At 65.1% G+C, this 22,249-nt stretch carries 18 protein-coding genes; 11 read left to right on the top strand and 7 right to left on the bottom strand.

The annotated features are described in order from the left end of the window. Window positions 1–242 precede the first annotated feature (242 nt). The 4 genes from AC4FWB_RS27985 (at window position 243) to AC4FWB_RS27970 (ending at window position 4,327) form a co-directional block, all read left to right on the top strand. Window positions 243–1,178, top strand: a complete 936-nt coding sequence (locus tag AC4FWB_RS27985) for a hypothetical protein (RefSeq protein ID WP_491029468.1) — start codon at window positions 243–245, stop codon at window positions 1,176–1,178. Window positions 1,179–1,249: 71 nt separating this feature from the next. Beyond that, window positions 1,250–1,480, top strand: a complete 231-nt coding sequence (locus tag AC4FWB_RS27980) for a hypothetical protein (RefSeq protein WP_491029467.1) — start codon at window positions 1,250–1,252, stop codon at window positions 1,478–1,480. Further along, window positions 1,449–3,104 carry an acyl-CoA synthetase gene (locus AC4FWB_RS27975; protein WP_491029466.1) on the top strand — a complete coding sequence of 552 codons (1,656 nt, stop codon included), beginning with the start codon at window positions 1,449–1,451 and terminating at the stop codon, window positions 3,102–3,104. The genes AC4FWB_RS27980 and AC4FWB_RS27975 overlap by 32 nt, the downstream gene beginning before the upstream one ends. Window positions 3,105–3,433: 329 nt before the next feature. Then, window positions 3,434–4,327: a hypothetical protein gene (locus AC4FWB_RS27970; protein ID WP_491029465.1), complete on the top strand. Its 894-nt coding sequence runs from the start codon at window positions 3,434–3,436 to the stop codon at window positions 4,325–4,327. 36 nt (window positions 4,328–4,363) lie between these two features. Here AC4FWB_RS27970 and AC4FWB_RS27965 read toward each other — a convergent pair whose 3' ends face one another. After that, a complete protein-coding gene (locus AC4FWB_RS27965; RefSeq protein WP_491029464.1) occupies window positions 4,364–5,782 on the bottom strand; it encodes a coiled-coil domain-containing protein in 1,419 nt (472 codons plus the stop codon). A gap of 369 nt (window positions 5,783–6,151) precedes the next feature. On the opposite strand from AC4FWB_RS27965, the gene htpG reads away from it, so the two are divergent. Continuing rightward, window positions 6,152–8,041 (top strand): molecular chaperone HtpG, encoded by a 1,890-nt coding sequence (gene htpG, locus AC4FWB_RS27960; protein ID WP_491029463.1) that lies wholly within the window; start codon window positions 6,152–6,154, stop codon window positions 8,039–8,041. A 3-nt stretch (window positions 8,042–8,044) separates the two neighbouring features. Here the strand turns inward: htpG and AC4FWB_RS27955 are convergent, their stop codons facing one another. The 5 genes from AC4FWB_RS27955 to AC4FWB_RS27935 all read right to left on the bottom strand — a co-directional run bounded on the left by AC4FWB_RS27955 (window position 8,045) and on the right by AC4FWB_RS27935 (window position 13,662). After that, window positions 8,045–9,667, bottom strand: a complete 1,623-nt coding sequence (locus AC4FWB_RS27955) for an ABC-F family ATP-binding cassette domain-containing protein (RefSeq protein ID WP_491029462.1) — start codon at window positions 9,665–9,667, stop codon at window positions 8,045–8,047. A gap of 264 nt (window positions 9,668–9,931) precedes the next feature. Further along, the gene (locus tag AC4FWB_RS27950; RefSeq protein ID WP_491029461.1) at window positions 9,932–10,675 is read right to left on the bottom strand and encodes a 2OG-Fe(II) oxygenase; all 744 of its coding nucleotides are present in this window, start codon (window positions 10,673–10,675) and stop codon (window positions 9,932–9,934) included. 270 nt (window positions 10,676–10,945) lie between these two features. Then, complete coding sequence (locus AC4FWB_RS27945) at window positions 10,946–11,470, bottom strand: carboxymuconolactone decarboxylase family protein (protein WP_491029460.1); 525 nt, start codon at window positions 11,468–11,470, stop codon at window positions 10,946–10,948. Window positions 11,471–11,475: 5 nt separating this feature from the next. After that, complete coding sequence (locus AC4FWB_RS27940) at window positions 11,476–11,898, bottom strand: OsmC family protein (protein ID WP_491029459.1); 423 nt, start codon at window positions 11,896–11,898, stop codon at window positions 11,476–11,478. A gap of 231 nt (window positions 11,899–12,129) precedes the next feature. Further along, window positions 12,130–13,662, bottom strand: coding sequence for an acid phosphatase (locus AC4FWB_RS27935; RefSeq protein WP_491029458.1), 1,533 nt, complete (start codon window positions 13,660–13,662; stop codon window positions 12,130–12,132). 270 nt (window positions 13,663–13,932) lie between these two features. Here AC4FWB_RS27935 and AC4FWB_RS27930 point away from each other — a divergent pair, with 270 nt between their 5' ends. Both AC4FWB_RS27930 and AC4FWB_RS27925 read left to right on the top strand, forming a co-directional pair. Next, complete coding sequence (locus tag AC4FWB_RS27930; protein ID WP_491029457.1) at window positions 13,933–15,180, top strand: cytochrome-c peroxidase; 1,248 nt, start codon at window positions 13,933–13,935, stop codon at window positions 15,178–15,180. Window positions 15,181–15,325: 145 nt separating this feature from the next. Continuing rightward, complete coding sequence (locus AC4FWB_RS27925; RefSeq protein WP_491029456.1) at window positions 15,326–15,520, top strand: hypothetical protein; 195 nt, start codon at window positions 15,326–15,328, stop codon at window positions 15,518–15,520. 89 nt (window positions 15,521–15,609) lie between these two features. Here AC4FWB_RS27925 and AC4FWB_RS27920 read toward each other — a convergent pair whose 3' ends face one another. Next, window positions 15,610–16,197 (bottom strand): dihydrofolate reductase family protein, encoded by a 588-nt coding sequence (locus AC4FWB_RS27920; RefSeq protein WP_491029455.1) that lies wholly within the window; start codon window positions 16,195–16,197, stop codon window positions 15,610–15,612. Window positions 16,198–16,299: 102 nt separating this feature from the next. On the opposite strand from AC4FWB_RS27920, the gene AC4FWB_RS27915 reads away from it, so the two are divergent. The 4 genes from AC4FWB_RS27915 (at window position 16,300) to fhuB (ending at window position 21,941) form a co-directional block, all read left to right on the top strand. Further along, a complete protein-coding gene (locus tag AC4FWB_RS27915; RefSeq protein ID WP_491029454.1) occupies window positions 16,300–16,716 on the top strand; it encodes a winged helix-turn-helix transcriptional regulator in 417 nt (138 codons plus the stop codon). Between the two features lie 261 nt (window positions 16,717–16,977). Continuing rightward, a complete protein-coding gene (locus AC4FWB_RS27910) occupies window positions 16,978–19,095 on the top strand; it encodes a TonB-dependent siderophore receptor (RefSeq protein WP_491029453.1) in 2,118 nt (705 codons plus the stop codon). Window positions 19,096–19,117: 22 nt separating this feature from the next. Next, the gene (locus tag AC4FWB_RS27905; protein WP_491029452.1) at window positions 19,118–20,002 is read left to right on the top strand and encodes an iron-siderophore ABC transporter substrate-binding protein; all 885 of its coding nucleotides are present in this window, start codon (window positions 19,118–19,120) and stop codon (window positions 20,000–20,002) included. Then, window positions 19,992–21,941 carry a Fe(3+)-hydroxamate ABC transporter permease FhuB gene (gene fhuB / locus AC4FWB_RS27900; RefSeq protein WP_491029451.1) on the top strand — a complete coding sequence of 650 codons (1,950 nt, stop codon included), beginning with the start codon at window positions 19,992–19,994 and terminating at the stop codon, window positions 21,939–21,941. Before AC4FWB_RS27905 ends, fhuB begins: the two co-directional genes overlap by 11 nt. Window positions 21,942–22,249: the final 308 nt, after the last annotated feature.

Here is a 22,249-nt window from a genome sequence, read left to right as displayed (position 1 = left end):
AAACATCCCGCTCAGCCACAAACGACTCAAAGCACGATGGGCCGATCAAGACCTACTCCGCCTCTTCACTCATATGCGATAGCCCTACCCTCGTGGGGGAGATGTCCGGCAGGACAGAGGGGGGCGCGACAGAACGCGACGTTGGGGGTGTGCCCCTAGATATCCGCATGGATACCCAGCACCATAGGGGTTTGCGCGAAATGGTATTAATCTGCGCGGCCAGGGGTTTCGGGGCGACACGAATGGATTTCAACGCAGGCCATGGCTACCTCCTCATCGGCGGGCTCATCCTGGTCGGCGGGGGGCTGCTGATCCTGTCGCTGGTCGTCAATCTGCGTGTGGCGCACAGCGTGCGCGACGAGGTGCGCCACCGCGAAAAGCTGCTGGAATATTATCGCAACATCTTCTCGCAGCTCGGCGTGATCCTGATCGGCATCGGCGTCTCGCTGTTCATCTTCTTCTTCCAGCAGAACTATCAGGACCAGCGCAGACGCGAGATGGAGCTGCAGCAGGTGCTCGCCAAGCTCGCAGGACGCATCGCGCGCGGCGCTCCCGTCGTCGCTTCGCTCGACGAATTCGACGACGTGCTGGATGAAGGCGGCGCCTATGTCAATCCCGACCTTGGCGGGAAGAACGCTGCGGTGAGCACGCAGGGAAGCGAGCTCGGCAAGCAGGTCGCGAAAATCCTCCTGGTCGAACGCGATATCGATCTGCGCGACTTCGACATCCTGAACCTGTCGCGCGATTTCGAAACGACGTTCGTCGTCAATGAGCTCGATCCCAAACTGTGGTTCAACATCGTGCGCGACGAGAGCGAGATCAAATACGCCACAACCCAAATCGCCCTCGACTACAAGGACCTGCAGGACGCCATCGGCGGCGAGCCGGTCGAGATTGCGGTCGCCAATCCGGAGAAGGAGCGCAAAATCAAGCAGGAAGTGCTCGACATCTTCTACGATGCCGATCTCCTTCGACTGCGCAGCAGGCAATTTCTCGGCCGCGCCTGCTGGCTGTTCAGCCAAGGACGCGGCTTCGTCAAATTCGCGCCGGTCGAGGCGATCGAGGCTGATGCCAGGTCGCACCAGGAATGGATCGACCGGTCGAAACCGGTTCTGACGCAATCAAAATCGGGCAGCGGCGATTGCTTCACACTGCTGCACTACGGCCGGGCGTCTTGACCGCTGAGCCGCACTAGTCACCCACGCGCTGCAGCGTGCCCATATGGTTGTCCTTGAGGAAACCGATGGTCATGGCCGAGGCCTTGCCGTCCGGGACGGGTGCCAGCTTGCTGGTTGGAAAGGTTTTGAACGACGAAGGCGCCGTAGAGCGCGACCGTCGCTCGCGTGTCGAACTCTCGACTTTCGCCGCAATCGACCGGCGCCGCGTTTTCGGGCAATCTCACCCGGCGGCGATCATGGGAGGTGGCGAGCCGCCGAGGGAGGATCGCAATGACCGAAATGCCAGCGCTGCCACGCTATGACGAAGCCGTTGCGCAATTCCGCATCGAAGACGAGATCGTCAGGCTGCACGGCGATCCGGCGAGCGGCATCAATGCCTATATCGAATGCTGCGGCCGCTACACCGGCGAGAACCGCCTGGCGCTGCGCGCGATCTCGGCCAATGGCGATCTGCGCGAATACAGTTTCGACGATCTCGCCGATATGTCGGGCCGCGTCGGCACCATACTCAAGGAACTCGGCGTGCGCGCCGGCGATGTCGTGGCCGGCATGCTGCCGCGCATCCCGGAACTGGTGGCGCTGATCCTCGGCGCCTGGCGCGTCGGTGCGGTCTACCAGCCACTGTTCACCGCCTTCGGCCCGAAGGCGATCGAGCATCGGCTGAGCTACAGCAAGGCGAAACTGGTGGTGACCAATCCCGCAAACCGCGGCAAGCTCGACGAGGTGGAAAACCATCCGCGCATCGCGACGATTCTTGGCGCCGGCGACACCCTACCCCAAGGCGATATCGATTTCCGCGCAGCAACTGCCGCCGCCTCCCCTGATTGCGAGCCGGTGATGCGCAAGGGCTCCGATCTCTTCATGATGATGTCGACCTCCGGCACGACGGGTCACCCGAAAGGCGTGCCGGTGCCGCTCAACGCCCTGCTCGCCTTCGGCGCCTACATGCGCGACGCGATCGGGCTTCGCGCCGACGACGTGTTCTGGAACATCGCCGATCCCGGCTGGGCCTATGGACTCTACTACGCCATCACCGGGCCGTTGCAGCTCGGCATCGCCACCACCTTCTACGAAGGCGCCTTCAACGCCAAAAGCACCTACGACATCATCGAGCGCCTCGGCGTCACCAGCCTCGCCGGCTCGCCCACCGCCTATCGCCTGCTGATGGCGGAAGGGCCCGAGGCGGCCGCTCGCGTCAAAGGAAAACTGCGCGTGGTGAGCAGCGCCGGCGAGCCGCTCAATCCGGAAGTGATCCGCTGGTTCGACGCGCACCTTGCCGCGCCCATCCATGACCATTACGGCCAGACCGAGAACGGCATGATGGTCAACAATCATCACGGGCTGGCGCACACGGTGCGCGCGGGCTCGGCCGGCTTTGCCATGCCGGGCTACCGCATGGTGGTGCTGGACGATGCCGGCAACGAGCTCGGCCCCAACCAGCCGGGCGTGCTTGCGGTCGACATCGCAAGATCGCCGCTGCGCTGGTTCGACGGCTATCACCAGGCGGATACGCCGGCGATATCGGGCGGCTATTACCGCACCGGCGACACGGTGGAATACGAGCCGGACGGCTCGGTCTCCTTCATCGGCCGCGCTGACGATGTGATTACCTCGGCCGGCTACCGCATCGGGCCCTTCGACGTCGAAAGCGCGCTGATCGAGCATCCGGCGGTCAACGAGGCGGCGGTGGTCGGCGTGCCCGACCCGCAACGCACCGAGATCGTCAAGGCCTTCGTGGTGCTGGCGCCAGCTTACAAGGGCAGCGAGGCGCTTGCCGAGGAGCTCGCCCAGCATGTCAAGAAGCGGCTTTCCGCGCATTCCTATCCGCGCGAGGTCGAGTTCGTCGCCGAGCTGCCGAAAACGCCGAGCGGCAAGATCCAGCGATTCTTGCTGAGGAAGGCCGAGGTGGAGAAGCGGCAGGGGTGACGGGGCGGAAGCTGCCACGTGGGCGATTGGCGAAGGCGACGGCGACATCTGATCTCCCCCCTTGTGGGGGAGATGCCTGGCAAGGCAGAGGGGGGCGCTGTCCCGCCAACCTCTCCAATCGGTCGCACCGCGCCATCGACTGGAGCCTTCTTCAGAAGAACGGCGAAGGCTGGCGTTCCTTCGCGCCCCCCTCTGTCCTGCCGGACATCTCCCCCACAAGGGGGGAGATTGGCAGCTTCAGCACCCGCGCTCGCGGTCTTTTTTTAGCCTGATCTTGTCTTCAAATGCGCATTGTCTTCTGAATAAGACCGAAGGTGGGAGGTTACATCATGCGCCTGGTCTGGACGCTTCTGTTCGCGTTGGCGAGCGGCGCGGCTTTCGCGGCCTCGCCGGAGGACGACTATATCGCGGCGCGCGACAAGGCGATCTCCGATATCGCGGCGCAGGAAAGCTCGAACGCTCAAGTGGAAACGCTCGATGCGGCCAACACAAAAGCGCTGGCCGATCTCCAGCAGCGCCTCACCACCATTCTCGGTCCCCTGGCGGTCAAGGATTTCCCGGCAACCGGCACGATCAATCTCGAAAGCCTCAGCGCTTCCGACATCGGCTTCGGCATGCTCGACGGGCTGCGATACGCCAAGAGCGACGAGGGCCCGAGCATCGTGGCGACGACGCGCGGGCTCGCCGAGCGCTGGCTGCAGTCCAAGGCCGACGGGGACGATGAAAGCCTCAGGCTGCCCGCCGGCCTCGATGAGGCGCTCAAGCTCGACGGCTTCTACACCCAGGCGATCGGCAGCGACGCCGCTTTCTTGAAGACGCTCGACTTTGCGCTGCAGAAGCCGGATGGCGCCGATATCGCCATCGCCAGGCTCGGCGGCTGGACGCAGGATGTCGGGCCGATCTACGACCAGCAGGTCGTCGTCGCGGTGGTCAAGGGCGATCGCATTTTGATCGCCGAGGCGCCCGCGTCACCGCCCGTGCCGAAGATCGCGGCCTGCGAGGCGCTGTGGACCGCGGCTGACGCGGCCGCCCAGAAATTCCAGGAGACCTATCAGGGCTCGGACCTCAAGGACCAGCAGGCCTATGATTCCGCCAATGCCGCCTGGGAAAAGGGCGACGGCGACTATCGCGCCTGCATGGCCGAGCGTCTGCCGGGCGGTCCGGCCTTCCCGGCGCTGCTTGCTCAGGCGCAGCAGCTTGCCGACCACATGGCCGGCCAGTAGGTTGCCTAAACCGACAGCGTCAGTGCTTCCCGACCGTCAGCCTGCGTTGGCGCGCATGTTGCGTCGGCTGTTGCGCCGCGCGGTCGGGCGCGCGGCCTCCGCGATGATCCCGTTGGTTACGGGCACGACGTCCTTGCGTGATCTCGCATCCGTCACCCTGTGCAGCCGCTCGTAAGGCAGCAGCTCCTGGATGCGGGCATTGAGCGCCACGATCTCGGCGCGCAGGTCCTCGCATTCCTGTTTCTGGATATCGAGCTGGATCTGCTCGGACGCCTGCTGCAGCGAAAGCTGCGAGAGGTTGGTGCTGACCACCGACAGGTTCTTCTTGTCGACTTCGTTCTCGTTCCTGAGAACGGCAAGCCTCTCCTCCGCGATCTGCCGTTCGGTCACGGCATCGTTCAATTGCGCCCTGAGCCTTGTCGTCTCGGCAGAGGCTTCGGTCTTGTCGTTCGAGGCCTGCTCCAGCCGCGATTGCAGCTCCTGAATCTCGGAACGCAGGCCACGCAGCTCCGCCTGGCTCCGCGCCAACTCGGCCGCGCTGTCGCTTTCGGCGATGCGGGCCGCCTCGGCTGTTTCGGCGAGCCTGGCCTGCGTCGTCTCCAGCGACTTCTGCAGCCGGGCCTCCTCCTTCTCGTGGCTGCCGAGCTGGGCCATAAGTTCGGCGATATGCGCGGTTTCGTTGGCGTGGGTCGCCGCGAACTCGTCGAACTTGTGCCGGGCTTCCGCCTCGCGCTTTTGCGCCTGCTCCAGGTCGACAGAAAGGCCGACCTGCTTTTCGCGCAGCAGCTTGTTCTCGGCGGCGCGCCTGTCGGCCTCGACAGTCTTGGCCGTCAGCGTCTTGACGATCTCGCCGAACTCCGCCTCGCGCCTGGCGCTCTCATTGCCCATCTCGACCATCTCGAGCCGCACCGCCGCAAGCGCCTCGCGCAGCGACTCCCGGTCCTGGACAAGGCTCGCCTCGCGCTGTTGCCAGGCCTCTGCCGCGCCGTCGCGTTCGCGCTGCTTCCTGGCGGCATCGAGCAGTTGTTCCGACATGGTCTTGTGTTCGGCGCCCAGAGCGGCGTTCGCCAGCTCCAGTTCGTTAGCGCGCAGCGCATCGCGATGCAGAACATTCAGGATATCGCGCGTCATCTGATGCGCGGTGGCAATCTCAGCCAGCCTCGTCTCGATCTCCTCGAGATGGCCCTGTCCGTCGCGGAAAAGCCCGGCGACGGCTTCCAGGGCGGCCAGCCGCGTCTGGGTGTGTGGCGTCAGTCGCGATGCGGCAGTGTCGGACCGGGCCTCGTCGGGCGGACCCTCATCGCTTGCAGCCACCTCGGCGGCCACATCGTCCTCCAGGGACGCCTGTTCGTCAGCCGCAAGACATTCCTCGAAAGCTTCCGCCAGATCCGATTGGAGCTCCTGAAATTCCTTGTCTACGTTTTCGGCCCGCTTGATCAGGGATTTGAAATTCATAACGGCACACCTCTTACGCTCACGCCCGCCGTATTACTTAACAAATTGCTAATTTATCCCTTTACGTTCCCCACGGGAAGCCTGACCAAAAGAAGGAAGAAATTAAGGTTATCGCGACTTTCCAGAGGGTTGCGCGACGTTCCGCCAGCGTCACCTCTACCAAGCGCGGCAAGTGCTTTTTCGACCTCGCGGGCGGCCGTCCGCTTCGGCCCACAAACCAGCCCCTTGTTGCCTTCGCGTCCCGTCACGATATTGTCGTGCCGAGGGCGGCCCCAGCCGGGCGCCGCCGGCACAATTGAAAATTATCGACGGATGGAAGCCTGAACGCGCTTGGCGCGACGGGCGGAACCGAGACGTGGGAAAGTTCAGATGACGGATACGAAGACGACGGAAACCAGGACATTCGAGGCGGATGTCTCGCGGCTGCTGCACATGATGGTGCATTCGGTCTATTCGGACCGGGACGTCTTCCTGCGCGAGCTGATCTCCAACGGCGCGGACGCCTGCGAGAAGCTGCGCTTCGAGGCGATCACCCGTCCCGAATTGCTGGGCGACGACGCCAGGCCGCGCATCACCATTTCCGCTGATCCCGACAACAAGCAGATCGCCGTCGAGGACAACGGCATCGGCATGAGCCGTGGCGAGATGGCCGAGGCGCTGGGCACGATCGCCCGCTCCGGCACCCGCGCCTTCATCGAACGCGTCGAGGCCGGCAAGGCAACGGAGGATTCGCAGCTCATCGGCCAGTTCGGCGTCGGCTTCTACTCTGCCTTCATGGTGGCCGATCATGTCGACGTCATCAGCCGCCAGGCCGGCAGTGAGGGGGCCTGGCGCTGGTCGTCCGACGGCAAGGGCACCTATGAGATCGCACCAGTGCCGCTCACTGCGGCACCCAAACGCGGCACGCGAGTCGTGCTGCATCTGATGGAGGACGCCACCTCCTACACCACGCCTTACCGGCTCGAAGGGCTGGCGAAGTCGCAGTCGGGCCATGTGCCGGTGCCGATCGCGCTTGTCGAGAAGCCGGGCGCCGAACCGCGCGAAATCGCCGACGGCACCGCGCTGTGGGTGCGGCAAAAGAGCGAGATCAAACCGGAAGAATACACCGACTTCTATCGCAGCGTCGCCGGCCAGTATGACGAGCCGGCCGCCACGATCCACTTCCGCGCCGAAGGCCGGCAGGAATACAGCGTGCTCGCCTTCGTGCCGGGATCGCGCCCCTTCGACCTCTTCGACCAGGACCGCAAGGGCCGCATGAAGCTTTATGTGCGGCGCGTCTTCATCACGGACGATGCCGACGTGCTGCCGCGCTATTTGCGCTTCGTGCGCGGCCTGGTCGATTCCGCCGACCTGCCGCTCAACGTCTCGCGCGAGATGATCCAGGAAAGCCCACTGCTCGCCGCGATCCGCAAGGGCGTGACCAACCGCGTGCTCGGCGACCTCGCCAAAACAGCCGACAACGATGCCGAGGCTTACGCCAAGATCTGGGAGAATTTCGGTGTCGTGCTCAAGGAAGGCCTCTATGAGGATTACGAGCGGCGCGAGCAGTTGCTGAAGCTCGCCCGCTTCCGCTCGACCGCGTCCGGCGAAGGTTTGCGCAGCCTGGCTGACTATGTCGCCGCGATGAAGGAAGGGCAGAAGGCGATTGTCTTCATGGCCGGCGACGACCGCGGCCGGCTCGAGGCCTCGCCGCAGCTCGAAGGGTTCAAGGCGCGCGGCATCGAAGTGCTGCTCCTGACCGATCCGGTCGACAGTTTCTGGACGACGATGGCGCCGGAATTCGATGGCAAGCCGTTCAAATCGGTCACCCAGGGCGCGGCCGAGCTTTCGGAGATCCCGCTGCTCGACGCCGCGGCGACGCCGACAGCCGAGACGACGCCGGAATTCGACGGCTTCCTGGCCTTCGTGAAATCGGCGCTCGGAGACGAAGTCTCGGATGTGAAAGCTTCCGACCGCCTGACCGAAAGCGCGGTCTGCCTGGTCGCGCCCGAGGATGGCCCCGACCGCCAGTTTGAGCGCCTGCTCAACGCCGCCGGCCGTCTCGACAAGACGGCGAAGCCGATCCTCGAGATCAATCCGCGCCACGAGCGCGTCGCGGCCCTTGCCAAGCTCGGCGACGAGGAGCGGGCCTTCAAGGAAGACGCGGCACACCTCCTCTACGACGAGGCGCGCGTGCTCGACGGCGACAAGCCGGCCGACGCCAAGGCGTTCTCTGCCCGCCTTGCCCGGCTGATCGAGCGCGGCTTGGCGAGGGTGTGAGGTTTACCCCCTCAGCCCCGGCGCTTCCTGGCCGGTTCTGGCGACATACTCGGTATAGCCACCGCCATAGGTGTGGATGCCGTCGGGCGTGAGCTCCAGCACGCGGTTCGACAGCGCGGCCAGGAAATGGCGGTCGTGCGAGACGAAGAGCATCGTGCCTTCGTATTGCGCGAGCACCTCGATCAGCATCTGCTTGGTCGCCATGTCGAGGTGGTTGGTCGGCTCGTCGAGCACCAGAAGATTGGGCGGATCGAACAGCATCAGCGCCATCACCAGCCGCGCCTTCTCGCCGCCTGACAGCACGCGGCACTTCTTCTCGATCTCGTCGCCGGAAAAGCCGAAGCAGCCGGCTAAAGCCCTGAGGGGCGCCTGCCCGGCCTGCGGGAAATTGTCCTCCAGCGTCTGGAAGACGGTGCGCTCGCCGTCGAGCAGTTCCATGGCGTGCTGGGCGAAATAGCCCATCTTGACGCTGGGGCCGCGCGCGACGGTCCCCTCGTCCGGTTCGGAGGCGCCGGCGACCAGCTTCAGCAGCGTCGACTTGCCGGCGCCGTTGACGCCCATCACGCACCAGCGCTCGCGGCGGCGGATCTGGAAGTCGAGGCCCGAATATATCCAGCGGCTGCCGTAGGACTTGTGTATGCCTTTCAGCGTCGCCACGTCCTCGCCGCAGCGCGGCGCCGGCTGGAACTCGAAGGCCACGGTCTGGCGGCGCTTCGGCGGCTCGACGCGGTCGATCTTGTCGAGCTTTTTCACCCGGCTCTGCACCTGGGCCGCGTGCGAGGCGCGCGCCTTAAAACGCTCGATGAAGGCGATCTCCTTGGCCAGCATCGCCTGCTGGCGCTCGAACTGCGCCTGCAATTGCTTGTCGGCCAGCGCGCGCTGCTCCTGGTAGAATTCGTAATTGCCGGAATAGGAGGTGAGCGCGCCGGCGTCGATCTCGATGACCTTGGAGACGATGCGGTTCATGAACTCGCGATCGTGCGAGGTCATCAGCAGCGCGCCGTCATAGTCCTTCAGGAATTTTTCCAGCCAGATCAGGCTTTCGAGGTCGAGATGGTTGCTCGGCTCGTCGAGCAGCATGACATCCGGCCGCATCAGGAGGATGCGGGCGAGCGCGACGCGCATCTTCCAGCCGCCGGAAAGCTTCGCGACATCGCCGTCCATCATCTCTTGACTGAAGCCCAAGCCATCCAGCACTTCCCGTGCGCGGCCGTCCAGCGCATAGCCGTCGAGCTCCTCGAAGCGGTGCTGCAACTCGCCGTAGCGCTCGATGATTTGATCCATCTCGTCGGCGCGATCGGGATCGCCCATCGCGTGCTCGAGCTCGCGCATCTCGGCGGCCACCGCGCTCACTGGCCCAGCGCCCTCCATGACTTCCGCCACGGCGCTCATACCCTCCATGTCGCCGACATCCTGGCTGAAATAGCCGATGGTGACGCCGCGATCGACCGAGACCTGGCCCTCGTCGGGCTGCTCCTGCCCGATGATCATGCGGAACAGCGTCGTCTTGCCGGCGCCGTTCGGGCCGACGAGCCCGATCTTCTCGCCCTTCTGCAAGGCTGCCGAGGCTTCGATAAAGACGATCTGTCGGCCGTTCTGCTTGCCGATGCTTTCGAGACGGATCATGGGGCGGTCCGGGGTAACTGCGCTGAGATGGCGGGATTTGCCCGGGGGAATACGCGAATGAGGGCGGCAGGGGAAGAGCGCAAACGCCGCAGATGAGGTGATCCCCCCTTGCGGGGGAGATGGCCGGCAGGCCAGGGGGGTCCTCTCACATCGAGCGCCGGCATCTTGTCCCGAAGCGAAGGAGAAGCTGGCGCTTCACGCGCGGCGACCCCCTCTGTCGCCTTTGGCGACATCTCCCCCTCGAGGGGGGAGATTAGCCGCACCCTACTTCGCGTCGTGAAAGATAATCCCCACAGTATGCCGACGTCCCGAGCGCAGGCGGCTGACGCCGTGGCGCAGATTCACGCGGTAGTAGCCCTTGGTGCCCTGCATAGGCCGGTTGTGGACGGCGAAGATCACCGCGTCGCCGCGCTTCAATGGCACCACTTCGGCGCGGCTCTGCATGCGCGGGCGCTGCTCGGTCAGGACGAATTCGCCGCCGGTGAAATCCTCGCCGGGCTCGGACAACAGGATCGCCACCTGCAGCGGAAAGGCGAGCGCGCCGTAGAGGTCCTGGTGCAGGCAGTTGAAGTCGCCGGGGCCGTATTGCAGCAACAAAGGTGTCGGCTTGGTCTGGCCCTCGTCATGACAGCGCTTCAGGAAAGCGGCGTGGTCGGCGGGATAGCGAAGTGCGGCGCCCATCTTCTCGTTCCAGTCGTTGGCGACGGCGGCGAGCCGCGGATAGAGCGCGGTGCGCAGGCCTTCGATCAGGTCCGGCAAGGGATAACGGAAATAGCGATATTCGCCCTTGCCGAAACCGTGCCGGGCCATCACGACATGGCTGCGGAAATGCTCCTCATGTGGGTAGAGCGCGGCGATTTCGGCGCATTCCTCAGGCGACAGCAGGCCCGGCATGACGGCTGAGCCTTGGGCGTTGAGCTCGGAGACAAGGGCGCGCCAGTTCTGTGCGGCGACGCGGGATTCGGCGGAGCGGCTCGCGCGCTTGGTGTTGAGGGAATGGATGGTCATCGTTGCCTCCTTTGATGCGATCAAAGTGGGGCGGAGGCGGTGCGGCGGCCACCCGATTCGTGCGGAGGTGGGCGGCGGCGCCGGAGCGCTGATCTCCCCCCTTGTGGGGGAGATGCCCGGCAGGGCAGAGGGGGGCGCGAAGGATCGCGACGTTTCCGAATTTCATTTTCACGCCAGGCCGTGCCGATTGCTGTCTCGCGGAGACGCCGGCGGGACAGCGCCCCCCTCTGGCCTGCCGGCCATCTCCCCCACAAGGGGGAGATTGCAGCTTCATCGCCGCCGATACCCCTCCAGCTCCGGATCGAGCTCCACCTTCACCGCATTGGTGAACACGCAGGTCGCCACCATGATGCCGGCGAAGGCGGTGAGGTTGACGAGCGACGTCTCGTCATAGCGCGCCTTGAGCGCCGTCCAAATCTCGTCCGGAACGGCATTGGCATCGGCGGCGAGCGCCTTGCCGAAGGACACCAGCAGCGCCTCGTCGGTAGTGGGTTCGATCGTTTCGGGATCGAGGCCGGAATCGATCAGCGCCCGGCGGAAGAAGGTAACCGGTATTTCGGCGCGCAAAGTCTCGGAGATCGCCTTCGAGAACAGCCAGATGGCGCGGTCGTCGAGCGTGGGTCTGAGAAGATCGCGCAGCGTGAACCATTCGGCGTAGATGCGATGCGCCGCCGGCGAATTGAGCAGGATGCGCTTCATGTTGGTCATACGGCCGCGCAAGGCGAGTTCCCGGTCATGCTCGGCGCGGATTTCAGCTGAAGCCGTTGTGTAGTCGATCGGGGAGAGATGCGCCATCGCTCTCACCCCAGCGTCGCGTGAAGCGCTGGCGCGCCGCGCAGCGTGTTGGAGACGGTGCAGATCGTCTCGGCATCCTCGACGATGCGCTGCTTGGTAGCGGCGTCGAGATCGCCGGCGATCTCCAGCCTGATGTTGAATTTTTCGACCCGTGACGGCTCGTCCTTCGCCTTTTCGCCGCTGACGTCGGCCCTCACCTCGCCAAGCCGGTCGGCGACGCCGAGGCGGCTTGCCGCGATGCGGGCGCTGAGCACCATGCAGGCGGCCAAGGATGCATAGAGCAGGTCGAGCGGGTTGAAGCCCGGCGTGCTCACCGAAGTCACGACGTCGACCGCGCCGCCGGTCGGCGTTGTTACCGAGGGCAGACCGCTCGGCGGCAGGATGGCAGAAGCGCCGGTTGTTCTCGTCCGGATTTTGAGCTCACTCATTGAATGTCCTTCGTCCGATTTGGAAGCCATTGATAGCGGACGGGAATTGATGAGGACAACCGCCGAGGTTCGGCGCGGCGTTTGGCGACTGGCGATTCCTCGCCCCATGAAATGGGGGAGAGGTGGCGCGGCGAAGCCGCGACGGAGAGGGGGAGCGCCCTACGAAGGCCCCCTCTCCGTCCGCTTCGCGGACACCTCCCCCCGCTTTTGCGGGGGCGAGGAAAAGGCGCTTTATTTCGTCAGATCAAGCGCGGCCGTCAGGTCGCCCATCGGCGGCTCGCCTTTGGCGGCCAGCGCCTTGTCGCGGGCGACGATGCCTTGCAGCACCGGTAGGTCGTAGCGGTTGGTGATGAAGCGCAGGATCGAGGTGGTGTCGTACTGCGTGTGGTCGACCGTGCCCATCCTGGCATAGGGCGAGATGATGAAGGCCGGGACGCGGTTGCCCGGACCCCAGCGGTCGGCCTTGGGCGGCGCGACGTGATCCCAGAAGCCGCCATTCTCGTCATAGGTGACGACGACCAGCATGTGCTGCCATTGCGGGCTCTTCTCCAGATGCGCGACGAGGTCGGCGAGGTGCTTGTCGCCGGAGGACACGTCGGCATAGCCGCCATGCTCGTTGAGGTTGCCCTGCGGCTTGTAGAAGGTGACGGCCGGCAGCTTGCCGTCGTCGATTGCCTTGATGAACTCGACACCGTCGAGGCCGCCGTCCTTGAGGTGTTCGGCGCGCGCGGCGGTGCCCGGCGCATAGGCCGCGAAATAATTGAAGGGCTGATGATGGAACTGGAAGTTCGGCGCCGGCGTGGCGTTCTTGCCGTCGAGCGCCGCCTGCCAGGCGCCTGAATACCAGGCCCAAGTCACGCCCTTCAGCGACAGGAGATCGCCGATGGTGACCTCGTGCTGCGGCGGCAGCGTTGTCGGCTGCGCCGGATCGGCCAGCGCCTTGTCGCCGCCCTCGGCCGGCTTGTTGGCGCTCGGCTGGTAAGGCGGCTGCAGGGTGTTGACGGCATAGAAGTCCGGCGTGATCGCGCCGTCATTGACGAATTTCGGCACGCCGCCAAGCGCGGAGGCCGGCGAGTTGTCAGCCACCTTCAGCGTCACGCCATCGGGCTCGACGACGGCGACCTGGCCCTTCACCGGGCTGGTGTCGGCGTGCGGGTAGAACGGCACGCAGGCGCAGGCCAGCATGAAGTGATTGAGGAAGGAGCCGCCAAAGGCGCCCTGGAAGAAATTGTCGGCGAGCACGTATTTCTTGGCGACAGTCCACATCGGCAGCACCGAGCCGTCATAGTGACCCATCACCAGCGAGCCGGAATCGGCCCAGGCTACGAACTTGTCGTTCCGGCCGGCGTCGATCTGCATCTGCTCCTGGTAGAAGCGGTGCCAGAGATCATGCGTGATGACGTTGGTGCCCTCGTTGAAACCCTTGGGATCGTCGATGGCGAAGACGGCATTGGCGAGATGCGCGGTCTGGGCTTCCGTCACCGCGGGCGTGACACCCTTGCCGGTCAGCCCGCCCCAGGCCGGCGGCAGCTCCGCAAGCGGCTTGCCGTCGCGGTCGAGCTGGCGCGCCTGATCGGCCGAGACATTGGCCAGGCCATTGGCGCCGGGGAAGCCGCCATAGAGGTTATCGAAGCTGCGGTTCTCGGCGTAGATAACGACGACGGTGTCGATCTTGTCGTAGCCGGGAGGAGCCGCATGGGCAGCAGCGGTGAGCGATGCCAGCGCCGTCGAGGCGAGGCAAAGGGAGAGAAAGGGCCGGATCATTGGGGAAATGCCTCGTGGCTGGGGAATGGCTGGAGGAACAAGCCGACGCTAGGACTGGCGCTTGTCAACTTTGTGACAGGGGCATGGACTACGCGGAACTGGTAATCTGAAGTGCTGAACAGGTTACGCTGGCGGGACAGTACCCCTCTGTCCGGCCGGACAGAGGGGTGTGTGAAGGATCTCGGCGCAGGGGATCTACGCCTCCGCCCGATAGGTCATCAATCCGTAGCAATGCCTGCTTACGCTAGGGACAAACGGGATCAGCCCACCATGACAGGATGGAAATCCGTGAGGCTCGCAACTCTGGCCGGCATCGCCATCCTGTGGCCGGCGGACGGCCTGCCGGCGGGCAGCACTCACCCCGGTCCGCTATCGCGCGCGGAAGCCTTCGCCCGCGCCGAGGCGCTGACGGTGCTCGGGCGAAAAATGTTCTTCGACCCGTCGCTGTCCGCGTCCGGCAAGCAGGCCTGCTCGTCCTGCCACGACCCCAACCATGCCTTCGGCCCAGCATCGGCCGCGCCGGTCGAGATGGGCGGGCCGAACCTCGACCAGCCGGGCCAGCGCGCCGTGCCGTCGCTGCGCTACCTGCAGGCGGCGCCGGCCTTCACCGAGCACTTCTATGACTCCGAGGACGAAGGCGACGAGAGCGTCGACAACGGCCCGACCGGCGGGCTGACCTGGGATGGACGCGCCGACCATGGCAGGGACCAGGCGAGGATCCCGCTGCTCTCGCCCTTCGAGATGGGCAATGAGGACGAAGCCGCCGTGATCGCAGCGCTTCGCAAGGCGCCTTACGCCGATGCCTTCAAGGCGGCGTTCGGCGCGGATGTGCTCGACCATCCGCAAGATGCCTTCGACGCCGCGGTCGAGGCGCTCGGCACCTTCGAGCAGAGCAGCGCCGATTTCTATCCCTATTCCAGCCGCTACGACGCCTTCCTTGCCGGCAAGGCCCAATTGACAGCGCAGGAGCTGCGCGGCCGCGCGCTGTTCGAGGATGAAAACAAAGGCAATTGCGCGAGCTGCCATTTGAGCGAGCCGGCCAATGACGGCGAGTCGCCGCAATTCACCGATTTTGGCCTGATCGCGATTGCCGTGCCGCGCAACCCGGCGATCCCGGCCAATGCCGATCCGAACTATTTCGATCTCGGGCTCTGTGGCCCGCTGCGCACCGATTTCAAAGGGCATAGCGAATATTGCGGCCTGTTCAAGACGCCGACACTCCGCAACGTCGCGCTGCGCAAAAGCTTCTTCCACAACGGCTATTTCCACACGTTGCGCGAGGCGGTGGCCTTCTACGCCAGCCGCGATAGCGACCCGGGCCGCTGGTATCCGAAGAACGCCGACGGCACGATCAACAAATTCGACGACCTGCCAAAGGCCTACCGGGGAAACCTCAATACCGACCCGCCCTTCAACGGCAAAAAACCCGGCGACAGGCCGGCGCTGACCGACACCGAGATCGACGACATCGTCGCCTTCCTCGGCACCCTGACCGACGCCGACCAGGCGGGGCAGTGAAGGCGGCGCGTTGTCCGAGCGCATTGTGCGGATTTGCCGTCCGGCATCGAATCGAAGTAATCGGACGAAAGCGTATGTGGGCTAGATCATAGGAACGCCGTGAAACGCCTGCAATATTAGAGGCTCTTCATGGAAGGAGTCTCGGATGAGATTCGTCGCGTTACAGGACCCGACCGACCGTTGGACGGTGTTTGATACGGCCAATGAGGAGCCCGCCGAATTTGGCGGCCGCGTACTCATTGGCCTGACGTCGCATGAAGCCCTGCGGCTCGCGGCCGCGGCCAATGATGAGGCGGGATGCCGGAAAATCAATGTGCTGGGGTCCCGTCAAGGCCAGTAAGGGGGATCCCGGACAGTTCCCTCTCCTCCCGGAAAAGCGCAAGCGAACAAGCGGTTGAGACGGCGCGCTGCCAGATCGATTCAGGTCACTCATCCGGCCGGCGCGTAGCGGTTCACCACCATGCCGCAGGCATAGGCTTTCGAGCCGATGAGCTTCAGCCCGGCGAAGCCGCCCTGGTCGAAGATGCGGCGACCGCTGCCCAGCACGGCCGGGTTGATGAAGAGCTGGAACTCGTCGACCAGGCGGGCGGCGATCAGCGCCGAGGCGAAGCCGGCGCCGCCGAACACGGCGATGCTACCGCCTTCGCCCGCCGTCAACGCGTTCACCTCGCGCGGCAAGTCACCGCTGGCGACCCGCGTGCGCTCCCATCGCGACGCCTTCAGCCTGTCGCTCAGCACCACCTTCTCAGCTTCGACGATGCGCTGGGCAAAGGCATAGAAGCGGTCCTTTGGGTATTTCCTTGCCGCATTGCCCCAGTGGTTGAGATAGCCCTCCTCCGCCATCTTGCGGCTGAGCAGAATGGTGTCGGCGGTTTCGAACACGGCGTTGAAGTCCTGCTTCAACTCGTCGTCCCAGTCGCTCTCGTCGCCCCATTCCCAAAGTTGCCAGCGATGGTCCTCATCGGCGCCGACGAAGCCGTCGACCGACATCTGCATCTGCAGGATGAGCTTTTTCATCCGGAATCCTCCTCGTTGAAAATGATTTACTTTCGGAACCATTTGACGCATGGCGATAAATGATGTCAATAGTAAAGTGATTTAAAAATGGAACCATAATCCATGTCGACCCGGGATCGGTCGGGCTGCCCGATCAGCCTCTCGCTCGAACTTTTAGGCGACCGGTGGACGCTGCTTATCATCCGCGACATGGTCTTCGCCGGGAAAAAGCACTTTCGCGAGTTCCTGCTGTCGGACGAAGGCATCTCGTCGCGGACGCTCGCCGAACGGCTGCAGACGCTGCAGGACGAAGGCATCCTCACCCGCACCGAAGATCCCTCACACGGGCTGAAGGCGATCTACCGGCTGACCGAGGCCGGCATCGACCTGCTGCCGGTGCTGGCGACGCTGGGCGCCTGGGGGAGCAAATATCGCAAGGCGGACGGTGAGTTGGCGCGGATCGCCAAGGAACTCTCGGCCGGCGGCGAGCCGGCGCTGGAGCGGATGAAGGAAAAGCTCAGGGCGGAGCATTTGGGGTAGGCCGAGGCGCTGCGCTGCTAATCTCCCCCCTCGAGGGGGAGATGTCGCCGAAGGCGACAGAGGGGGTCGCCGGGCGTGGAGCGCCGACGCCTTCTTTCACCAAAAGGCGCCGAGCCCAGTCTGACCGCCCCCCTCTGGCCTGCCGGCCATCTCCCCCTCAAGGGGGGAGATCGCCAAACCCTTTTTGCCCGACAAATTAAAAGTTGACTCTTTTACTCATCTTGCATAGCGCTGCGCGCAGCGAAGATGGGGATCAGGGTGATGACGAACAGGCGCGTTCTGGCGGGGCTTTTGCTGGCGACGACTTTCCTGCATGCGCCGCGGGCGCTGGCGCAGGAGAAGCAGGAAGTGCTTGCACCGATCCAGGTCGAGGGCCAGGCCGGCGATGGCAGCGCCGACTTCGACGGCTACAAAGCAAAGAAGGACGCCGGCGCAAACAAGTCCGACCAGCCGCTGGAAAAGACGCCGCAGGCGGTGAGCGTCATCGGCACCCGGCAGATCGAGGACCAGGCCGCGCGGTCAGTCGTCGAAGCCACGCGCTATTCGCCGGGCATCCGCTCCGAAACCTTCGGCAACGACACCCGCAACGACTGGTTCCTGATCCGCGGCTTCTCCTCGCAGGTCAGCAGCTACTTTCTCGACGGGCTGCAGCTGCAGTCGAGCGACAGTTTCGCCACCTGGAAGGCGAACCCTTATCTGCTCGACCGCATCGATGTCTTGCGCGGACCGTCCTCGGCGCTCTACGGCGCCTCGAATCCGGGCGGCCTCATCAACCTCGTCTCCAAGCGGCCGGCCTTCCAGAACCGCGGCGAAACGGCGATCGGCGTCAACGAGTTCGGCAATGTCTGGACCGGGCTCGACGTCGAGGGCGTCAACAAGGACGGCACGCTCGCCTACCGCTTCATCGCCACCGGCAATTACGGCGGCACCCAGGTCGACTATACCGACAATGACCAGTTCGCCATCATGCCGGAGGTGACCTGGAAGCCGGACGAAGACACCAGCCTCACCGTCTACGCCAACGTCTCGAAGCTGAAGACGCGCGGCCAGAATTTCCTGCCCTATGTCGGCACCGTCGTCGACGCGCCCTTTGGAAAAATCCCGCGCGACCTGTTCACCAGCGAACCCGGCGTCGACAAGTTCGAGCGCTCGCAGCAGATGATCGGCTACGAGTTCGAGCACCGCTTCGACAATGACGTGACGGTCCGGCAGAACCTGCGCTACGGCCATCTCGATGTAGACTTCCGCAACGTCTATGGCGAGGGCTGGCTGAACAACGATCCGGCGAGCGGCATGCTCGACCGTGCCAATTTCCTGTCGAAGCCGGACCTCGGCCTGTTCACCGTCGACAACCAGGTCGAATGGAAGACGTCCACAGGACCTATCGACCATACGCTGCTTCTCGGTCTCGACTACAAGCGCTTCGACCTGCATGACGAATCGGGCTTCGAGGATGCGCCGCCGTTCGATGTGCTCGATCCGGTCTATAACGGCGCGCCGCCGGTCACCTCGCGTTACGACCAGTCGAACACGCTGCAGAGCCAGACCGGTCTCTATGCGCAGGACATGATGCAAATCGACCGGCTGAACCTGGTGTTCAGCGGCCGCTACGACGATGTCCAGACCAAGGTCACCGACCGCCCGACCGGCGTGCGCACCAGCTATTCCGCCGATGCCTTCAGCGGCCGCGCCGGCGCGATCTACAATTTCGACAACGGCATCTCGCCCTATGCCTCGATCTCGCGCTCGTTCCTGCCGCTGACCGGCACGGACACGGCCTCCGGCGATGCCTTCAAGCCGGAAACGGCGGTGCAATACGAGGTCGGCGTCAAGTATCAGCCGACATGGCTGAGCGACGTGATGCTCACCGCATCGCTGTTCGACCTGACGCGCGAAAATGTCGTGACCAGCGACGGCGTGCTGTTCAACCGGCAGATCGGCAAGGTCAATTCGCGCGGCATCGAGCTCGAGGCCGTCGGCCAGCTCACGCCCGACCTGAAGCTGACCGGCGCCTATACCTGGTATGACCTCAAGATCAAGGAAGGCAACCCGGCCGAGATCGGCAAGGTGACGACCGGCACGCCGGAACAATTCGGCTCGCTTTGGCTCGACTACGCCGTCCCGTCCGACCGGCTTCAAGGCGTCACCCTTGGCGGCGGCGTGCGCTATGTCGGTTCCTCTTTCGCCGACGCGGCCAACACGCAGAAGGTGCCGGACGTCGTGCTGTTCGATGCCGCGATCCGCTACGAGAAGGACAATTTCAAGGCCGCGCTCAACGTCTCCAACCTGTTCGACAAGGCCTATGTCGCCTCCTGCAACATCACCTGCTTCTACGGCGAGAGCCGCGAGATCAGCCTGACGATGGGCTACAAATGGTGACGGCAGCAGCCGGTCGGCGCTCGTGATCGCAAGGCTTCTGGCATTCCTGATTGCGTTGCTGGCGGCGCTGCCGGCGGTGGCTGCAGAGCCCGTGCCTACGCATGCCAAGCGCGTCGCGACCGTCGACTGGGGCACGGCCGAGACGCTGCTGGCGCTGGGCATCACGCCGCTCGGGCTTGCCGAAACCGCCGGCTACCGCGACTGGGTCGGTGCCCTGCCCCCCGACATCGCCGAGCTTGGCCTGAGAGCCACGCCCAGCCTCGAATATCTGGCGGCGCTGAAACCCGAGGTGATCCTGTCGACGCCGCAATTCACCGCCATCGAGCCGGTGCTCGGCAAGATCGCGCCGGTCATCAGCCTCGCCACTTTCACCGACGATCTTGAGCCCTACCGCCATGCGCAGGAGAACACGAGACGGCTCGGCGCACTCACCGGTCGCGAGCAGGCGGCGGGCGATCTCATCGCCGCCACCGACGCCCGGATCGCGAAGCTGAAGGATGCTGTCGGCACGACGCAGACCAAGCTCGTGCTGGTGCTCTACTTCCAGGACGACCGCCACGCCTGGGTATTCTGCCGCGGCAGCCTCTTCGACGACGTGATGAAGCGCGCCGGACTGACGAATGCCTGGATGGGCCGTGGCAATTTCTGGGGTTTTGCCAATGCCGGCGTCGACCAGCTTTTCGCCATCCGCGACGCCGCCGTGCTGGTGATCGAGCCGGTGCCGCCCGCTGTCCGCGCCAAGCTTGCGGCGCGCGACGGGCTGCTCGGCCAGTTGCCGGCCTTCGCGCCCGGCAATTATGAAATCCTGCCCAGCGTTTGGGGTTTTGGCGGCCTGCCGTCCGCCGTACGCTTCGCCGATCTGCTTCTCCAGCACATTGAGCTTTTCGGGCGCGGCCATGCTTCATGACCGCCGCCGTCTGGCGGTCTTTTTCGCGGGCGGCGCCTATCTGCTGCTGGTCGCCGGGCTGATCGTCCATAACATCGCCGATATCCAGGGCAGCGAGGCGGTGCGCGCGCTGCTCCTCGATTACGCCTATTGGCCGCGCCTTACGGTTTCGCTGCTGGCGGGCGCGGCGCTCGGCCTGGCCGGCGTCTTGATGCAGCAGGCGCTGCAGAACCCGCTTGCGGCGCCGGAAACGCTCGGCGTCAATGCCGGCGCGCATCTGGCTTTGACCGTCGGCCTGCTCGCCGCGCCCGCCCTGCATGCCGCGCATCCCGAGTTGCTGGCGATCGCCGGCGCCTTCGCCGCCTGGGGGCTGATCGCGGCGATCGGCTGGCGGCGCCGCGCCGACCCGACGGCGCTGATCCTCTCAGGCTTCGTCGTCAGCTTCGCGCTGGGCTCCATTTCAAGCCTCTTGATGCTGCTCAACCAGCAATATCTCGCCTCGATGTTCATCTGGGGCGCCGGCTCGCTGGTCGAGGACGGCTGGACCGGGGTCGAGCAATTGGCGCTGCGTGTCGCCATCGGCGCGATCCTCATTGCCGCCCTGGCGCGGCCTTTGCTCATCCTCGGCTTCGGCGACCAGCAGGCGAAAAGCCTTGGCCTGTCGAAGCTCCTGAAGCCGCTGCTCATTGCCACCGCCGTGCTGCTCTCGGCAAGCGTGGCGGCCGCCGTCGGCATCATAGGTTTCGTCGGGCTGGCGGCGCCGCATCTGGCGCGGGTGCTCGGCGCGGGAAAACTCGGCGAGCGGCTTGTCGCCGCGCCGCTGGCTGGCGCTGCGCTCGTGCTCCTCGTCGACCAACTCATCCAGCGCCTGCCGCCCGACCAGGCTGCAAACCTGCCGACCGGCGCCGTCACGGCGCTGATCGGCGCGCCGATGCTGATCTTTTTGCTGCGGCGCGTGCCGCGCCTGATGCTGGAGACAGGCGGCGGGCTTGCGGCGAGCCTCGGCAACGGCGGCGCAAAGCGGTCGGCGGTTGTGCTCGCCGCACTGGCGACCGCGCTGGCGCTGGTGCTTGCGCTCGCCTTCCTCCTCGGTCGCGGGCCGGACGGCTTCGGCTTCTATCCGGGAGCCTTCCCCTGGCGCCTGCCGCGCGTCGTGGCGGCCTGCGGCGCGGGTCTCGGCCTCGGCGTCGCTGGCTGCCTGGTCCAGCGGCTGTTCGCCAATCCGATGGCGAGCCCGGAAATCCTTGGCATCGGCGGCGGCGTCGCCATGGGGCTGATCGCGGTGCTGCTGCTCTTCGCCGATGCCAGCGCCGGGCTTCAGCTTTTTGGCGCAATTGTCGGCGCGTTGGCAGTGACCGGAGCGATCCTTATGCTTGGCCTCGACCGCGGCTTCACGCCGGAGCGACTGCTTTTGACCGGCATTGCCATCACGGCGCTGCTCGACGCGTCGAGCCTGCTGTTCCTCGCGCTCGGCGATCCGCGCTCGGGCCAGGTGCTCGCCTGGCTGAGCGGCTCGACTTATTGGGTGGAGTTGAATTTCGCTGTTGTCGTGCTCCTGGCCGGCCTCGCCGGGCTGGCGCTCTCGGCGCTTGCATGCCGCTGGCTGGAGATCCTGCCGCTAGGGTCGAGCGTGGCGACCAGCCTCGGTATTCCGCTGCACGCGGCGCGGCTCGCCGTGCTGGTGCTGGCGGCGATCACGACGGCAGCCGCGGCGCTGGTCGTCGGCCCAATGAGTTTCGTCGGGCTGCTCGCGCCGCATCTGGCCGGGCTGATGGGCCTGCGCCGCGCCGGCCCGCAATTGTTTGGCGCCGCGATGGCGGGGGCGGCGCTGGTGGTGTTCGCCGACTGGATGGGGCGCATCGTGTTTGCACCGACGGAGCTGCCGGCAGGGGTGCTGTCGGTGCTGATCGGGAGCTTGGCGGTGATGGGCGTGGTGATGGGGAGGCGGGCGGCGCGCTGAGTTTGCGAGCGTCCGCGCTGCCAAGGTTCGTGCTCTACGGCGCCCCCCTCTGTCCTGCCGGACATCTCCCCCACAAGGGGGGAGATTGGCAGCTTAGGCGCCGGCCATCTTTCTGCAAACGTTAGAGATTGGCGAAAGCCGAGGCGACATCCGATCTCCCCCCAAGTGGGGGAGATGTCCGGTAGGACAGAGGGGGGCGCGAAGGATCGCGGCGTTGCTGGGATTGCCGCACAATATCCCAGTCAGCAGTGTTCACTATCTCCATTCCTGCCAAACCCACTCTGCGCTAGACTACAACAGCCGCAAAG

The organism is Mesorhizobium sp. LEGMi-168a, assembly GCF_058312955.1.
The sequence above is the reverse complement of the archived record's forward strand: the minus strand, read 5'-3'. Positions and strand labels throughout refer to the sequence as shown.

Excerpts from the sequence above, each read along its gene's own strand:
- AC4FWB_RS27925 (WP_491029456.1), top strand. The coding sequence starts at position 15,326 with ATGAGATTCGTCGCGTTACAGGACCCGACCGACCGTTGGACGGTGTTT.
- AC4FWB_RS27930 (WP_491029457.1), top strand. The coding sequence starts at position 13,933 with ATGACAGGATGGAAATCCGTGAGGCTCGCAACTCTGGCCGGCATCGCC.
- AC4FWB_RS27935 (WP_491029458.1), bottom strand. The coding sequence starts at position 13,662 with ATGATCCGGCCCTTTCTCTCCCTTTGCCTCGCCTCGACGGCGCTGGCA.
- AC4FWB_RS27985 (WP_491029468.1), top strand. The coding sequence starts at position 243 with ATGGATTTCAACGCAGGCCATGGCTACCTCCTCATCGGCGGGCTCATC.
- fhuB (WP_491029451.1), top strand. The coding sequence starts at position 19,992 with ATGCTTCATGACCGCCGCCGTCTGGCGGTCTTTTTCGCGGGCGGCGCC.
- AC4FWB_RS27970 (WP_491029465.1), top strand. The coding sequence starts at position 3,434 with ATGCGCCTGGTCTGGACGCTTCTGTTCGCGTTGGCGAGCGGCGCGGCT.
- AC4FWB_RS27945 (WP_491029460.1), bottom strand. The coding sequence starts at position 11,470 with ATGGCGCATCTCTCCCCGATCGACTACACAACGGCTTCAGCTGAAATC.
- AC4FWB_RS27910 (WP_491029453.1), top strand. The coding sequence starts at position 16,978 with ATGACGAACAGGCGCGTTCTGGCGGGGCTTTTGCTGGCGACGACTTTC.
- AC4FWB_RS27980 (WP_491029467.1), top strand. The coding sequence starts at position 1,250 with ATGGCCGAGGCCTTGCCGTCCGGGACGGGTGCCAGCTTGCTGGTTGGA.
- AC4FWB_RS27955 (WP_491029462.1), bottom strand. The coding sequence starts at position 9,667 with ATGATCCGTCTCGAAAGCATCGGCAAGCAGAACGGCCGACAGATCGTC.
- AC4FWB_RS27940 (WP_491029459.1), bottom strand. The coding sequence starts at position 11,898 with ATGAGTGAGCTCAAAATCCGGACGAGAACAACCGGCGCTTCTGCCATC.
- AC4FWB_RS27915 (WP_491029454.1), top strand. The coding sequence starts at position 16,300 with ATGTCGACCCGGGATCGGTCGGGCTGCCCGATCAGCCTCTCGCTCGAA.
- AC4FWB_RS27950 (WP_491029461.1), bottom strand. The coding sequence starts at position 10,675 with ATGACCATCCATTCCCTCAACACCAAGCGCGCGAGCCGCTCCGCCGAA.
- AC4FWB_RS27975 (WP_491029466.1), top strand. The coding sequence starts at position 1,449 with ATGACCGAAATGCCAGCGCTGCCACGCTATGACGAAGCCGTTGCGCAA.
- htpG (WP_491029463.1), top strand. The coding sequence starts at position 6,152 with ATGACGGATACGAAGACGACGGAAACCAGGACATTCGAGGCGGATGTC.
- AC4FWB_RS27920 (WP_491029455.1), bottom strand. The coding sequence starts at position 16,197 with ATGAAAAAGCTCATCCTGCAGATGCAGATGTCGGTCGACGGCTTCGTC.
- AC4FWB_RS27965 (WP_491029464.1), bottom strand. The coding sequence starts at position 5,782 with ATGAATTTCAAATCCCTGATCAAGCGGGCCGAAAACGTAGACAAGGAA.